We start from the raw sequence: 16,201 nt of genomic DNA, 5'->3' as shown, positions 1-16,201 counted from the left end.
CTTTTCGCCGATCTGGGCGTGCGGCAGACAGCGGGGTTGCAGATGGTCACTATCCGAGGATTGAAGGAATTGAGGAGGAGTTTAAAAACCTGGTCCGGGTTGAGTCTCCGCTGATCTGGGGGGAGGTGGTTGCCCTGAGCTTTGATCCCGCGGTCCGTATTTCTGACTGGAATTCTCTGCGCAACTATTCGGTCGGTTACCCGGCGGACTGGATGATCTTTTCCAGCCGGACCGGGGACTATGGCCACCCTGCGCCGGTAGAGTTGGAAAGCAATATCCTGAGAATGCTCAAGGCCGGGCGGTTTCAGGTAGCTCTGGTTTGGAAAGAGCTTTTCCGCATATCTTCCGAACAGGAACAAAGCGGATATTCAGGCCTGACAGTGACACCGCTGGAACAGCGGAATGCCTATCTCTATCTGCATAAAAAACACAGCGCTCTGGCCCCTCTTTTGGCAACAGCGCTGGATGACATGCACAGGGATGGCAGCTTCGAGGTCATTTGCCCCTTTTGCAAAGGCCCCAATCAGGACAGTTCACAGGTGGAGTCATTCTTGATGCCGCCCTTTTCTCCAGCTTTATAAAGCTAGTAGACGGCTTTGTTCATGAATTGGCGTTCCCCTAAACAAGGGGCCATTTCAAGGCTTATTTGGGGGTGCATCCGCGGCAAGGGCCTTCGATGATTTGATCGAGGCCCTTGGCAAGATATGTGATCTCTACGATCCTTCCGAATGCTGGAATTCCTTCAAGGCTGCTAGATATGTCTCAGATTAAACGCAAAAATCTTTATTCTCCTGCTCTTGTGGCGATTTGTGCCAGCGCGTGGCTGAATGCTTGGCCGGCAGGTCCGAGTGGTTCGTCGAGGCGGTGGGCCAGGTAGGCTTCGGATATGAGTTGAGCATTCCGCCCCAGGGTCAGTGTGTCCAGGCGTACAAGACGTTTTTCGGCAAGATCAGAGGCCACCAGCCAAAGAGGTAAACGTCCCCATCCCAAGCCAGAGAGTATCAGCGCGTGTTTTGTTTCCTGATTGCTCACACGGCAGGTTTGGGGAGATATTACACCGAAATCACGCCCTTCCGATAGTGCAGTTGGGTCTGATAGAACGATTTGCAGATGGTCGGCCAGGTCAGTTACTCCAGCGGGTCGGGGCTGTAATCTTATCGCCAAGGGATGTTTTCTTGAGACGACGGCCACAGTTTCGATCGATGAAAGAGCCTCAAGGGTGATACGGGGATCCCGGAAATCCTCGCCTACGATGATAGCAAGGGTACTGCGCTTCTCTGTGAGTGCCGAGATCGGCCCTCCCAAAGGTTCCACGGCCATCTTGATTGATACAGAAGGGTAGAGCCTGCGCATCTCGACAAGGGCTTCTCCAACCTGCGCAATCGGGAATAATGTATCGACGATAAGCGAGAGCTCAAGTTCCACCCCTTCACCAAGGCCGCGCGCGCGTGCGCGCAGGGCATCGACTCTGAGGACGATGTCACGGGCATTTTCCAGTAAAGCCTGACCTTCCTGAGTAAGAACGGGACGATGTCCAGACCTGTCAAAAAGACGAATATTGAGTTCTGCTTCCAGATTTGCGATCGCATGACTTATCCCGGATTGGGCGCGAGAAAGGCGTATAGCACCAGAACGAAAGCTGCCGCATTCAACAACTGTCACGAAGATTCTCATCTGATCAAGTGTCAAAGCATCTAACATGATCTAGTCCACAGATAGGTTTGATAGATATTATGTCACTTATATAGATATCATGAAAGAGTCATGCTCCTGCAGAAAGCTCATTAGGACAGAAGGAAATGACAATGACGACAGTACTGGTGCTTTATTATTCATCTTACGGTCACATCGAGACAATGGCCGGAGCAATCTCAGAGGGGGTGAGGGCGGCTGGTGCTTCTGCAGTTCTGAAGCGGGTACCGGAACTTGTCCCGGATCATGTCTCAACAAAGGCAGGCTACACTCTCAATCATCAGGTGGAAACCGCGACCGTGGATGAACTCGCCGATTATGATGCAATTATTATCGGTACGCCGACCCGTTTTGGTAACATGGCCGCCCAGATGAAAAATTTTCTTGATCAGGCCGGTGGTGTTTGGGCCCGGGATGCTCTTGTCGGTCGGGTTGGCAGTGTCTTTACCTCATCCAGCAGCCAGCATGGAGGGCAGGAATCTACGATACTGTCCACGCATATTGTGCTGCTGCATTTTGGCATGGTGATTGCTGGCCTGCCCTATTCCTTCAAGGGACAAAGCCGGATGGACGAAATCACAGGGGGGTCTCCTTATGGTGCCTCCACGCTTGCGGATGATGGTAATGGGGGCGATCGCCAGCCGAGTACCAATGAATTGAATGGCGCTCGCTTCCAGGGGCAGCATATAGCCGAACTGGCGACTGCCCTAACTACCGCAAAGATGAGGAAGGCAGGATGACAGTAATGACGGGTATTAGTGCTTGGGAAGACAAGACAAGAAGGTTGACGGTGGCGATAGTGGTGGGATGCGGAATCGTGGCATCCCTGCAAATTGGCAAGGTAGCTATCGCTGCGCCTATGCTGCAGAGTGAGTTTAGCCTTAATCTCGCAGCGGTGGGGTGGATGACGAGTATTTTCGCCGTTATCGGACTTGTTGGCGGGATACCGTTCGGCGCTTTAGTGGCGCGGGTGGGGGATCGCCGGACACTGATCTTCGGTCTCGGCGCGATCGTATTGGGGGCTGCGATTGGTGCTAAATCCTCATCCTTCTTTATGTTTCTGTTTTCGCGGGTGCTGGAGAGCCTGGGTTTTTTACTGATCACGATTGCCGGCCCGGCAGTCTTGCAACGTGTTGTGCCGACCGGACAGCGTAACATCGCATTTGCACTGTGGAGTTGTTTCATGCCAACTGGTATCGCGCTTGCGATGGTTGCTGGGCCGCTTTTCACTGACTGGAAAACGATCTGGTGGACCTGTGCGTTCCTTGCCGCGACACTCGTTGTCGCGACATATCAGTTTATCGAAAAAACGGCAACTCCGTCTCCTGTTCAAACCTCGATGGGGGCGGATACACTTGCTGTTGTAGGTAAATCGGGGCCCGTCTTGCTGGCACTCTGCTTTGCTTTCTATAGCCTGATGTTCTTTGCGCTCTTTAGTTTCCTTCCAGTTCTGTTGATGGAGAGAATGGGGGTTACGCATGGTATTGCCGGACTGCTCAGCGCGTTGGCGACGGCGGTAAATATTATCGGCAATCTTTTTGCTGGATATTTTCTTACCCGCGGCACCAGCCGACCTGTTCTTATCGCTTTTTCCTGCGTCACAATGGGCGTCTCGGCGGTAGGGATATTTTTGCCCCTGTTCGGTGACACAGCAACATTTCTGCTCTGCTTGGTGTTTTCTGTCTCAGGGGGACTGATACCGGCGACCCTTCTTTCCTCTGTGCCGACTCTCGCACCTTCAACCAGGCTTGCTCCTCTGGTGATGGGATTACTGATGCAAGGAAGTAACCTTGGTCTGATTGTGGGGCCTGTTACTGTGGGGAGTGTCATTGATGGCTACGGATGGCCAGCCGCCTTGATCGTTGTTGTGATCGCGGCCCTGATGGCTACCTTCACCGCATTTGCCCTTCGGCGCAGTTTTCCAAGCAATTTATGATGATTTTGATTAACAACTGTCTAGGTGTTTAGTTCCTTGAACTGGATGAAAATGCCAGTGTTGCTCTGGTAGTATTTATGACAGGGGGGGTAGCAAGGCTTACTGCGGTATACAGCCGCTGATAAGTTCTGGTTTCTCTGCTGGCTGCAAAAATAAATGAAGCTTTAAAGCCTGTCTCAGAAATGAGTGAGGAGTTTATCACATTTTATGCGGCAGATTGAAAAATCAATAACAACAGAGTGTGAAATAAAGCTCATCCCAACTGTGGTAGTGAACTTCGAGGCGGGCAGGAAGTTGGCACAATTTTTCCGAGGGCTGAAAGGTGAGGGAGGAGGCAGTTGCCGCAACACAGGTCATCTCGTGGAAATCAACGAACTGTTGAACCAGGGGATAGATCGCTTTGTAAATGGCCTCTTTGGCCGAAAAAATGGCTGTCAGGGCTTGTTGCGGGGGCAGGATTTCCAAAAGCAGGGAAATTTCGGCCTCTGTGCAGACATACTTTCTGATGGTCTCATAGTCAGCCAGAGGAACAAGCTCCTCGACATCCAGCCCGATAGTCCTGTTCTTGCAGACTGCGGCGATGGCGTATCCGGCGGTATGAGAGATACTCCCCTGCAATCCCTTGGGCCAAAGTGGTTCGCGAGCGGCACCAATGGGGAAGGTTTCAAACGCACCTGTGATATTTTTGCAGGCCTTTCCAGCACAGTAACGCCCGGCGAGAAATTCGGCCTGACGTTTGGGAATCGCGTTGTTAAGGGATTCTGGCAGGGAGAGAGTACCAAGATCGGCTGTCTGGAGTGATTTTACAGGTTCAGTTCCGTGGGTGAAACGACAGGCATGAAACTGGATATTGTCTCTTTGAATCGTTACGGGAAAAGAGGCCTCAAAGATTTTCATGTTGTTTTCGTGGCCAGGGAAATCTGCAGAATACGGTATCCGATACAGCCAACAGGAATACACATCAGGGCAAGTCCGGCAAACAAACTGACCCCACCATAGTGATTGATCACCAGAGCCCCGGTAAAGGGTGCTATTGCTGCCCCCAGACCGGAAAGCATGGAAATCCCGAAAAAGCTGTTGCGCATGTCTGAAGGGGCCATCTTGTCGATCATGACAGTAAAAAGTGGCATGACAACAATCTCTGCCAGGGTTGCACAGCCGATTGCCAGCAACCAGATTGACATCCATCCTCCGACATTTGCGGCGATGATGGCCTCGGCAATCATCAGGAAAATCAATGCCAGGGCATAGGCTTTCTTTTCATCCAGAGTGACCAGCCAGCCCATCAGAAAGAGGTGGAACACCAAAACAACGGCTGTATTGGTGAAGTTGATCAAGGCGATGATCTGGTTGATATCCTGGACTTCAAGCGTCACCAGATAGAAGGTCAGCGGGTCTTCATTCTGGGCATAAACAAAGACCAACAGGAAGTTTACAAACAGTACGGCCAGAAAAAGCCGGTGGGAGAGAGCTGCTTTGAGAATAGCTGTTATCCCGGGTGTATCGGGTGACTGGGCAGCTGTTTCTTTTCTGGGGGCTGTTTTTGCCAGGAGAATACAGATTGCCAGCAGGAAGTAAGCCAGCCCTGCAATCAGGAAGACCAGATTGGTGTCCCGGTCAGCAAACCAGGCACCTAAAATGGGGCCGATAGCGACAGCAAGATTGACCAGATAATAGCGGATATGAAAAAGAAAAGCGCGGGTTTGGTCATCTCGGTCCAGGCTTTCGGGAATGGTCTCTCCAAGCCGGGCCCTCAAGAGTGGTTCAAGGAAACTGTGGGCGATGGCTGAAAGAATGATGGCTGTAAAATAGCTGGCGGGAGTATTTTGAAAAGCCATCAGTGAAAAGCAGAAAATGACAAGACCGCAGCTGGTCAGCATCAGGATTTTGCTGTTGAAACGATCACCGAGCATGCCAGCCAGCGGAGAAAGACTGATTGAAAGCAGGGCGGCAATCGAGAGCTGGGCACCGATTTCCGTGATGGGCGTTCCAAAACGCTTATACATAATGACGGCAATAAAAGGCCAGATCATATAGGCCGCAAACCGTGAGGCACAGATCCCCAGCAACAGCAATTTTGCCCCTTCAGGCAGACTCTGCAGTGTTGAGAAGGTGTTTCGAATACCACCAAGACTGCTGGTGCTCATGACTGGACTGCTTTCAGATAGGGGTGTCCGCTGCTGCAAAGAGACAGTCTCAGATTTTGTATAAAATGCGGTTCAGCAGATAGAGCATTTTCTTGGAGGATTTGCCGGATTGTTTTCGTTCCATCACAGTGTGAGAAAACCAGAGCTGCTGTGGGGTTAATCGGCGCCCGTGGAGCAGGACAGGGAATAGCCTGCGGGGAGAGTTCATAAAAGCCAGCCTCTTTCAGGACGTGGTTTTTTGTGGTGGTGCTTGCAGGATGAAACGCCGTATTGAGAAACTTTGCACAGATAGCTTTTTCGGTCAGGGCAGGGATCGGGCAGTCGGATTTTTGCAGATAAAACCAGAGCATGGGCGATTTTTCCCCCAACAGCAGATTTGTCGTCTGCCACTGATCGATTTCATCAAGCTTTGCATAGTTGAATTTCTGCTCTTCCCCGGCAAAATCCATTAACCAGTTGCTGTTGCCGCTGAGTTTGTCAAACTGATTAAGGCAATAGCTCAAAAGGGTCAGATTACAGTCTTGGGCCAGAGCATCCAGCGACTGTACCGTATAGCTGTATTCGACAGGCTGGAGCAGGGAGTCTGCGACAGCAGCTTCTGGCAGGGAACGCTGCAGGTCGAGGAAATCTTTCATCAGGCAGTCGGTGGGGAAATTTTGGACCAGATCCATAGTCAGGGGCAGTTCTTTTTCAACGTTTGGCTGACCACCCAGTCCACCGAGCAGACGGATTGCTTTTTGAAAGGCGGTTGTATGGATCCGGTGATAATAATTGTAGACCATCAGTTCCATAATACCGTCCGCTTTTAAACCACGCATCAGGTTCTTGAGGGGGATGGAGGGATCGGCGTTGTGATGGATGACCCCGGTACAGATCACATAGTCAAATTCCTGATCATAACTGGTGGCGTTCAGGCTTTCCTCACGCAGGGTCAGATTGGTCAGGCCAATCTGTTCGGCAACACGGGCACAGGTATTGAGGGATTCCGTTGAAACATCACTGCCGAGAACCTGGGCCTGGGGGAATTTCAGAGCGGTCAGAATGGCCTGATTGGTCCCGCAGCCCCCAACCCAGATTTTCATATCCGGTTTTATCCTTGGGCGGTCCCAATATCCGAGATCGTGATTAAGGGAGGCGGTCCAGAAGTCGGGGTCTTCGTAGCTGGGAAGAAACAGAGGAACCCAGGGATAGTTAAACCTGCTGTAGAAGCTGTTGTTCAGGCGATCGACATCTTCGGGGTTCTGCTTGTTATCGACGTTGAAGTGAATGCTGTCGCTCATCTGCTGGACTCTTGTGCTAGGAAAAGGTCATCGGGCGTTAAAATCAGATCAGCGATCTGGATGGCGTTTGTACCAGTCATGACCGTGTAGTGATCACCGGGGAGAACCCGGCTCGCCAGAGGAAATTTGAAATATTTCTGCCAGCTGTCCTGTAACCAGTCATGACGATTGGAGTAACCCGGTTCTGGTTTTTCTCCTTCCGCGGCAATCACAAGGGTGGTTCGGGCCGATATTTGTGCCTTGGGATGGAAAGAAGTCATTGCCGTTGCATTTCTTGCGCAGGCAGACATGACGGCTTCGATATAGCTGTCGCCTAAAGAAGGCAAGCGGGTGATTTTTTCCGAGGATTGATTTTGCAAAACGGATTTGTCTGCAAAATCGGGATGAGCCTGCGCCAGTTCCTGTAAAAAGACCCTGTTGGCATCAAAAGTGCTGTTTTGCTGCTGCCCGATGACGGGAGGGTCAATCAGGACGAGAGACGGTAGAGGACGGCCCTGCTGTTCGAGTTGTCTCGCCATGTCCCAGGCGATCAGGGCTCCGAACGACCAGCCGACAAGGCTTTCGGGCAGCTTGTCGCCAAGAAGTTCAAGGTAGTGCTGTGCCAGTTCCTCTACACTGCGTTCCTGGGCCTGCGGGTTTGCCAGAACCGGATCTCTAAAGCCCTGCACCTGCTGAAAAGCCGGAAGATGAGAAACCAGAGGACGATAGCCGGAGAGATCGCCCCCAATAGGGTGGATACAGCAGATTGACGGAGCGGCACCAGAGCGCAGCAACACCAGACTTTCGTCATTCGGGGAAGAGGCAGAGCCGATCGGTTTGTCTGCATCACTTTCGGCTGTGAGATAATTGTGTATGGCGGAGGCGCTGCCAAGTTTCAATATATCGGCGAGCGTCAGTTTGCCGGGATAGAGAGGATCGAGCAGATCCAGAAGGTCGAGGGCAGAAAGAGAGTCGCCTCCCAGATCATAAAAATCCATCTCCTCATCCAGCTCTTCAAGACCGAGAACTTTCGTGAAAGCAGCTGAAACGCTATCGGGAGGCGTGTTACCTGAAGGGGAACTATCCCGAGATTTACGGTTTTTGGTTTTGAGGTGCTCTTCGATTTTCCGCAGTTCTACCGGGGAAATCAGCAGTCTTGGCAGTCCCAGAGACAGGGCGACCTCCATCATCTCCAGCCCTTCAGCCGCAGTAAGGGCATAGTCTTTCTCGATGACAGAAGAAGAAACATGGTGAGCAGCCATTCCTGTTCCCGCCCAGGTTGGCCAGTTGATGGAGATAAAGCGGGCTGGATTTTCTATAGCTGTGACCTTCCGGGACATATTTTCTGCCCAGGCATCCATATAGCTGTTGGCCGCGGCATAGTCACTTTGACCCGGCAGACCAAAGACGGCTGACATGGATGAGAAACAGAGGACAAACTCCGGTGAAAGAGGCAGCAGGTAGCGTTCCAGATTTTGCAATCCGGTAACTTTTGCGGCCAGCCCCTGTTTCAGGGACTTGGAGGTGTTCTGGCTGAGCAGGCCACCTCCGGCCTGACCGGCCAGATGGACAATACCGGTCAGCTGTCCGAAATGTTGCTGCAGCTCTTCGGCAACAGCCCTGACGTCTTGTGGCTTGCCAATGTCCGCGGTCAGGGCGTAGTGATCGGCTTTTCCCCATTTTTTTACATTTTCGGGGTCTAGGGAGCGACTAGTTCCGGAACGGGAAAGCGAGACCAGTGTAACCTGCTCATGTTGGGAAAAATGATCCATGACGTGCTGGCCGATGCCACCCAGGCCACCAATAACAAGATAGACTCCCTTGTGCGTTCTTGGGGAGGAAAAGCGTGGGGCAAGCATGGGGCTATAGGTCTTGCTGTAGAGCGTGTCTCCGCGCAGGGCAAAGTGTCCGTTTCGCCCGGAAAGATTATCCAGCAGGCTGAGGAGGCGGGATAAAGTCAGTTCTCCCGGCTCAACATCAATCAGACGAGACTGGATATTCGGATGCTCTGCGGCCGTTACCAATAAAGGCCCGTTCAGCAATGCGACCTGGGGAACAAGCTGTTCTCCGGGGGAAAGTTTGGCTGTCCCCGAAGTGATAAGGGTAAAGTCCAGTGGCTGATCTTTACGCTGATTGGTCCAGGCCTGCAGAATTTCTATCTGGGTCAGCAGGGCATTTTCATCTGTCGGTTCGGTAACAAAGAGAATGGCAATGTCTGTATTCCGGGGAAGATCAGCCAAAAGTACGGGCAGGTTTTCTGGTGAAGAGGAATGGTAGTTCTGGCAGTGAGCAGCCATCATCCCGTTCAAGTCAGCAGGAAGGCCGATCCCGATCAGGGTTTGAGGTCTTTGTTCACTGGCTTGCAGCTGCTGAAATGATGTCCAGCCCTGTTGATACAGCCACTGCTCCTTCGGGGCCCGCAGACCAGCAGAGGGGATCTCCTGAATGGCAGGGGTAAAGCGATATTCTTTCTTGTCAAAAGGATAGGGAAGGGTATCGAGAGGAAGTCTGCCATGTGCTGCAGAATCAGTTGGATTTTCACCCGCCAGCCAGCGCAGATCTTGATTGTTGCCTTGAGGGCTTTGATCTGGAGCTGCCATGTCCTTGCCACTGATCAGATCCGACAGTCTGGCAAGAGCTTCTTCTCTGGACTGACAGAGGAACCCTGCCCGACAGGGGTAATGTCTTTTCCCGCTGTTCTGTATGGTCGCAAGTTCTTGCAGATCAATCAGATCTCCGCTGAGCTTGGCAAAGGCATTCTCAAGACTGCACCGCAAAGCCGTTGGGGATTTGGCCGAGAAAGGAATGAAATGTGCTGATGCAGCCCTGTTTTTGACCTGTTGCAGAGCACTGGACAAGATGAAATGGGCATTGGTTCCGCCCATGCCAAAACTGCTTACGCCAGCAATTCTTGTTTGTCCTGGCCAGTGCCGGGCGGTTTTGTTGAGGTAAAAGGGGGAACTGTCAAAAGCGATACGTTCATTGGCAGAGCCAATCCCGATACTGGGGGGCAGGATAGAGTGATACAGCCCCAGAGCTGTCCGGATCAGGCCGACGACGCCTGCTGCAGCTGCCAGATGCCCCATCTGGCTCTTAACGGTGGCCAGGGCACAATAGCCATTTTTATGTTCGTTTTTGCTGCTGGATTTCCGATGGGCGCGGGTCAGGGCTTCGACCTCGATGGGGTCGCCGATTTCCGTCGCGGTTCCATGGGCTTCGACATAGCTGATCTGTTCGGCCGCAACCCCGGCATTTGTCATGGCCTGGGTGATGACACTGGACTGACCTTTTACCGAAGGGGCAAAAAAGCTGACTTTGTCCCGGCCATCATTATTGATCGCACTTCCTTTGATGGTGGCATAAATGCGATCGTTATCAGCCAGTGCCTTTGAGAGAGGTTTGAGCACGACCATGCCCATGCCATTGGCAGGTACAGTACCGCTGGCTTCCTGACTGAAGGACCGGCATCTGCCATCCCTGGAATATATCCTTCCCTGCCGATACTCATAGCCGTCCAGATGTTCCGGATCAGCAGAAACTCCTCCTGCTAGGGCGATATCGCTTTCTCCCAGCCGAAGTTGCTGACAGGCGATGTGAATGGCCGAGAGGGAGCTGGAGCAGGCGGATTGAACTGTCAGTGCCGGGCCATTGAGGTTGAGGTGATAGGCGATCCGGCTGGAGACAAAATCCTTTTCGTTCAGCAGGGACATCTGGAAACCGTCCCGTGGTGCAGCACCGGATTTTAAAATGGCCTGCTGATACCGGTTTTCACTGGAGCTGACCACAACAGCGACACGTCCGGTTGTCGCTGTTGGCGGCAACCCTGCATTTTCCAGGGCATGAACGGCACCCATAAGGATATGGCGCTGCTGTGGGTCCATCACTTCGGCTTCACTGGCAGTCAGGCCAAAATAGGCGGGATCAAAATCAAACAACCCGTCCATGGAAGACACGGAAGAAACGCGGTGTCGATCAGTTGCCCCGGGAAGACTGTCCCGGGAGGTTCTGTTTTCGGTAAGGGAGGTAACATTCGAAGTGTTATTATGGGAAATACAGTCATCTCCTTGCTGTATTTTTTCCCAAAAACTGACCAAATCCGGGGCGTTGGGCAAGTGGACTGCCATACCAATAATAGCAATTTCCTCTTCTAGGCCCGCTTTTTTCTCCTCCTTAAGCTGCTCTGTTTCAATCTGGCCATTACCCAGGTAGGAGCCCAAGGAAGAAATGTTTGAATAGGTAAAAAAATCAACAAGTTCCAGGTCTAATTTATGTTTTGACTTTAGCTCACTGTGAACCTTCATCAGGAGGAGGGAGTTCATTCCTGCCTCGAAAAAGTTCATATCAGGATCAACTTCATAGCCCAGGGCATTGTTTATTTCATTACCGAGAAGGGTTTGAAGTTTTTTACTTTCCTGCGGGGCAGGAGTTTCAATAGCGGGTTGTGGTGCCAGGGGAAGGGCCTCACGATCCAGTTTGCCATTGGGGGTAAAAGGCAGTTGGTCAAGATGAACAAAGCTGTCCGGTATCATATGAGACGGCAAGATTTTCTGGAGCTGTTCCCGAAGTGTTGCCGATGTCAGGTTGCTGTTTTTTGTAACGATGTAGCCAATAAATCGTGTATCCCCCAGTTCAGATGTTTTGACCGCAACTGCGGCCTGCTCAACATCGGGCAGGGAGAGAAGGTGGCTTTCCACCTCGGCAGTTTCAATCCGGTATCCCCGTACTTTTAATTGTTCGTCCCGCCTGCCGATAAAATGTAACTGGCCGTCTTCGGACCAGAAGCCGAAATCGCCGCTGGCGTAGTAGCGCTTGCCGTATCGCAAAGTGGGAAAACGTTCACCGGTCAGATCGGAGCGTCTGAAATAACCCTGACCAACCCCAGCACCGCCAATGAAAATTTCTCCGGGAATGCCGATCGAACAGCGTTTTCCCCGGGCATTCAGGATTTTGATCTGAGTGTTGGCGATGGGTTGGCCTATGGGAACATCCCGATAGGATATTTGACTGGAAAGATCTTCTTTTGGCAGGGCATAAACGCTGCAGCCAACGACAGTTTCTGTCGGGCCGTATTCGTTGATGATTTCTGCTTTGGGGAAGAGAGTTCGGTAATGACTGGCCAGAACCCAGGGGAAGCTTTCCCCGCCGATGACAAAACAATGGGCTGTCGTAGAAGGGGCTGTTTCCAGATACCCGCGCAGAGCCCAGAGATGGCTGGGGGTGATCTTGAGAAGGAGGCGTTTTGTTGTCTTGTTCAGAAGCCGGGCAAGAGCCTCGACCTCTTTGCCATCCTGGGGTAACAGCTGGATTGTTTTCCCGCTGTATAGTGGTGCCAGAAGTGTTGTAATGGTCGCGTCAAAATTCAGGGATGAGCTGACAATGGCCAGATCAATCTGTTGGCAATACTGCTGGTTTGCATGTTCCAGATAGTTGGCCAGCGCACTGTGAGAAATGATGACTCCCTTGGGTAGGCCGGTCGAGCCTGAGGTATACATCACATAGGCAGTATCTTCGGCAGCTATTGTCGGGTCTTGCACAGGGCTTTGGGATAACGGATTTGCTTCCTCCGGGTCTTTTTCCAGTTCCTTCTGATCAAGGAGGAGGGTTTCAACGTCACAGTTGGCAAGAAAAGCCCCGGCTTTGTCGGTGGCTTTCCCGTGGGTCAAGATCAGGGAGATATCACTGTCTTCAACCAGATAGTTCAGGCGTTCTCCGGGATAGGCCGGATCCAGCGGAACATAGGCTGCACCGCTTTTTAACACGGCCAGCAGTGCGACGATCATTTCGGGAGAACGGTCAAAGCAAAGTCCGATACGGTGCCCGCTGCCCAGGCCGCGTTTTTTGAGGCGTTGAACCAGATGATCAACCTGCCCGGCAAGATCATGATAGCTGATATCGCTGCCGTTCATCTGAATGGCGGGGAAGGCAGGACGTCTGTCAACCTGTTGCTGAAAGCGGGTGATCAGGTCATCACTTGGGTCGTCAGGCACGGTAGAGCCTTCCCAGCTTTCCAGTTGTTGGGTTATCGCAGTGGGCAGAAGGGAGATGTCAGCTACAGACTGATTTAGAACGGTTGGAATTTTTGAGAGAAGAACTTCGAGGCCGGAGGCCAGATATTTGACCTGATGCAGGGTTAACAGAGCATTGTTGTACTCGAAGACCAGATGGGCGCCCTTATCCCGTTCTGTAATAAAGAGTGTCAGCGGGAATTTGGCGCTGCCGTTGGAATAGGTAACAGCCGTTGTTTGGGTACCAGGCAACTGCAATGTTTCAGGGCGGGTATTTTCCAGCACTATCATGACATCAAACAGAGGGTTTTCCTGTGAACGCTTGCTGAAGAGGGACGCAAGGTTATCAAAATCGATGTCGAGATCCTGAAAAATTTCAGTCGTATGTTTATGTGTCTGGTGAAGAAGAGTGCGAAGTGACCCCTTCGTCTTGAGCGGCAGGTGGCAAGGAAGACTGTTGACACACATGCCGACGATATTCTCGAACTCTCCCAAACCCCGATTGGCCAGGGGGGTGCCGATGGCGATGTCATCTCGTCCGGTCAACTGTGCCAGGGGCAGGGAAAAAGCGGAAAGCAGAAGAGAGAAGAGAGTGATGCCTTCTGATCGGGTGAAGGCAATCAGCGGTTCCCAGATTTGAGGCTCTATTGTGTACTCGTAAAAATCCCCTGTTCCACCTTTGGTGGATTTATCTGTGAATTTTGTTGCAAAGAGGGGGGTAAAGACCCGGCCGGAAAGGGCTGGTTCCAATCTCTTGCGCCAGTTTTGCAACTGGTCGCGGGCTGCCGGACTGTTATTGAAAAGCTGTCTTGCCGCTGCGAAGTCAGCATAACCGGCTTTGCCGGACAGTTCCGGGGCGGCGGTATTCTGTTGCAGAGCAGAATAGAGAGCTGACAGATCGGCGAAGAGAAGGTTGATGCTCTGGCCATCAATCGCGATGTGATGAAAACAGAGAAATAGCCTGTGCTGTTCTGATGCTGTTGGGGCCAGAGCTGCCCTTACCATAAGATCCTTGCCCAGATCAAAGGGCTGATCGCAATAGTCTTGTGCAGCAGAAAGGGTATCACACTGTTTTAATTCAAAGATGGTGTTTTCGCGGGGTACAGCATAGCTGATACCATTTCTGTCTTCGAAAATGGTGCGTAAAACCGGATGTCTGGCCACAAGAAGCATCAGAGCTTTTTCAAGTGTCCCGATTGAGAGGGAGCCTGTTACGTCAAAAACAAAAGGAGCGTTATAGGCAATGGAGTCCGGTATCAGACGTTGCAAAAAAAGCAGCCGGTTTTGTTCCGGAGCGGCGGGATAAGCCTTATTGGCGGTGAGAGGACCGGAAAGGGCAGGTAGGAGATCCTGTTTTACAAGACAGGGAATAAAAGCGGAAATGGAGGAGGCACCTAGAAGTTGCCCCACCGTTGCCTGGTGCGACGTCTGCTGCCGGATCTTTCCGATAATGCGCATGGCTGCGAGGGAGTCTCCACCCGCGGCAATAAAAGCCTCTTCTGCTTTAATAGCATAACCCAATACTTCCCGGCATATCTCCAGCACTGATGACAGAAGGCTGTCGCTGATTTCGACATCCTGCTCCTCTCTGCCAATTGCTTTTGCATCGCTGCGGGACAGCTGGTTCCGGTCAACCTTGTCATTGGCTGTACGGGGAAGAGTGTCTATTTGAAAAAACTGCTGCGGAATCATGTAGGGAGGCAAATGGAGGCTCAGAAACTGCCGGAAATCCTTCCGGGTCAGATCACAGGCTTTTTTTCCGACCAGATAGGCGGTCAGCCTCTGGCTGTTCTGGTCCTGTTCACAGGTCAAACAAACCTGGGATACTTCGGGATGTTGCGCCAGCAGGTTTTCTATTTCAGCCAGTTCAATCCTGTGGCCCCGTACTTTGATCTGGCCGTCTTGCCGCCCGATAAATTCAATCAGGTCTTCGCTGTTGCGACGCACCAGATCCCCTGTGAGATAAAGCCGATCTGGTGTAATCGCGGGGAGAGAGACAAAACTCTCGGCGGTTCGCTCTGGATTGTTGCAATATCCGCGGGCAAGTCCTGCTCCGCCGATATAGAGCATCCCTGTCGCACCCTCAGGAACCGCAGCCCCGTCATCCCCGATAATATGTATAGCGGTAGCATCGATCGGGGTGCCAATCGGAATATTCCCGGTGTCAAGGTATTGCTGGACCTTGGTCGGATGGATCTGGTGGGTCAGTGAAAAGGTGGTGCATTCTGTTGGGCCATAGCCGTTGTGCAGACGGCAGGTGCTTTTCGGGTTCGCCTGGAAGAAAGCGGCAACAGAGGCAGGGCGAAGTGGTTCACCGCCAACCAGAACATCACGGGCCGTACCAAGACAGTTCGGACTGAGATCAACCAGAACATTAAACAGCGCAGCTGTCAGGAACAGGGTATCGATCTTTTCCTGTTGCAGCCCCTGTGCCAGCAAAAACGGGTCTGTCACCTGTTCCTGAGAAAAGATCACCAGGGTCCCGCCGTTCAGCAGAGCGCCGAACAGCTCAAAAGTCAGGGCATCAAATGTCGGGTTGGAAAGGTTGGCAAATCGGGTGCCGGGCAAGATCTCCAGATAATCAGGATTTGCGGTTGTACGCAGAATACCGGCCTGTTCGATCTCGACGCCTTTGGGTGTTCCCGTAGATCCGGAGGTGAAAAGGATACAGGCGAGGTGACCGGGATCTGTTTCAGGAAGAGAAACAAACCCGGCTGTGTCCGGTTTCAAAAGATCGGTGAGGGTGGTTTGCTGCAATCCCAGATCTGGCGAAGGTTTCTGGCAAACCAGAAGTTTGACATCGGCTTCCTCCAGGCAGATTTTCTGGCGGGAAGCAGGAGCATTGGGGTCGATGGGAACATAGTTGGCTCCCAATTTCAGAACAGCGAGTATCAGGGCGGGAAGATGGAGGCTGCGGGGCTGGAAGAGGCCCACGGAATGGCCTTTACTGATTCCGAGTAACACCAAGTTCCGGGCGATACGGTCTGAAAGCTCGTCGAGCTCTCTGTAATCAAGTTTGTGATCGTTTTCTCTTACAGCAGGTGAATTTGCATGACGAGCACAGACGGCTTTGAAAGTTGCGATAAGAGATTGTGTAACTGACATTGCTATAATTCCCTTGGAGCTGTGCAGGGGCCGTTTTTTTTTTCGGCTCCTGCTGCT

At 52.1% G+C, this 16,201-nt stretch carries 8 protein-coding genes; 3 read left to right on the top strand and 5 right to left on the bottom strand.

Annotated features, from left to right (window positions below):
- A partial coding sequence (locus B152_RS0118870; RefSeq protein ID WP_020594006.1) for a hypothetical protein occupies positions 1-581 on the top strand: 581 nt, incomplete at its 5' end.
- 202 nt (positions 582-783) lie between these two features.
- On the opposite strand, the gene B152_RS26475 is transcribed toward B152_RS0118870, so the two are convergent.
- Positions 784-1,701: a LysR family transcriptional regulator gene (locus B152_RS26475; RefSeq protein WP_020594005.1), complete on the bottom strand. Its 918-nt coding sequence runs from the start codon at positions 1,699-1,701 to the stop codon at positions 784-786.
- 104 nt (positions 1,702-1,805) lie between these two features.
- Between B152_RS26475 and wrbA the strand changes: the two genes are divergently transcribed.
- Entirely contained in the window at positions 1,806-2,432 is a 627-nt protein-coding gene (gene wrbA, locus B152_RS0118860) for an NAD(P)H:quinone oxidoreductase (RefSeq protein WP_020594004.1), read from the top strand.
- A gap of 5 nt (positions 2,433-2,437) precedes the next feature.
- Positions 2,438-3,628 (top strand): MFS transporter, encoded by a 1,191-nt coding sequence (locus B152_RS0118855; RefSeq protein ID WP_051083090.1) that lies wholly within the window; start codon positions 2,438-2,440, stop codon positions 3,626-3,628.
- Positions 3,629-3,853: 225 nt separating this feature from the next.
- On the opposite strand, the gene B152_RS25590 is transcribed toward B152_RS0118855, so the two are convergent.
- Genes B152_RS25590 through B152_RS0118835 form a run of 4 tightly spaced genes read right to left on the bottom strand, consistent with a single transcriptional unit; the run spans position 3,854 to position 16,144 of the window.
- The gene (locus B152_RS25590; protein WP_020594002.1) at positions 3,854-4,525 is read right to left on the bottom strand and encodes a 4'-phosphopantetheinyl transferase family protein; all 672 of its coding nucleotides are present in this window, start codon (positions 4,523-4,525) and stop codon (positions 3,854-3,856) included.
- Positions 4,522-5,775, bottom strand: a complete 1,254-nt coding sequence (locus tag B152_RS0118845; RefSeq protein ID WP_020594001.1) for an MFS transporter — start codon at positions 5,773-5,775, stop codon at positions 4,522-4,524. The genes B152_RS25590 and B152_RS0118845 overlap by 4 nt, the downstream gene beginning before the upstream one ends.
- Positions 5,772-7,055 carry a class I SAM-dependent methyltransferase gene (locus tag B152_RS0118840; RefSeq protein WP_020594000.1) on the bottom strand — a complete coding sequence of 428 codons (1,284 nt, stop codon included), beginning with the start codon at positions 7,053-7,055 and terminating at the stop codon, positions 5,772-5,774. The genes B152_RS0118845 and B152_RS0118840 overlap by 4 nt, the downstream gene beginning before the upstream one ends.
- Entirely contained in the window at positions 7,052-16,144 is a 9,093-nt protein-coding gene (locus tag B152_RS0118835) for a non-ribosomal peptide synthetase (protein WP_020593999.1), read from the bottom strand. Before B152_RS0118835 ends, B152_RS0118840 begins: the two co-directional genes overlap by 4 nt.
- Between the last annotated feature and the right edge of the window lie 57 nt (positions 16,145-16,201).

It is taken from the genome of Kiloniella laminariae DSM 19542, assembly GCF_000374005.1.
GTDB lineage: Bacteria > Pseudomonadota > Alphaproteobacteria > Kiloniellales > Kiloniellaceae > Kiloniella > Kiloniella laminariae.
This window is presented reverse-complemented; position numbering and strand designations above follow the sequence as displayed.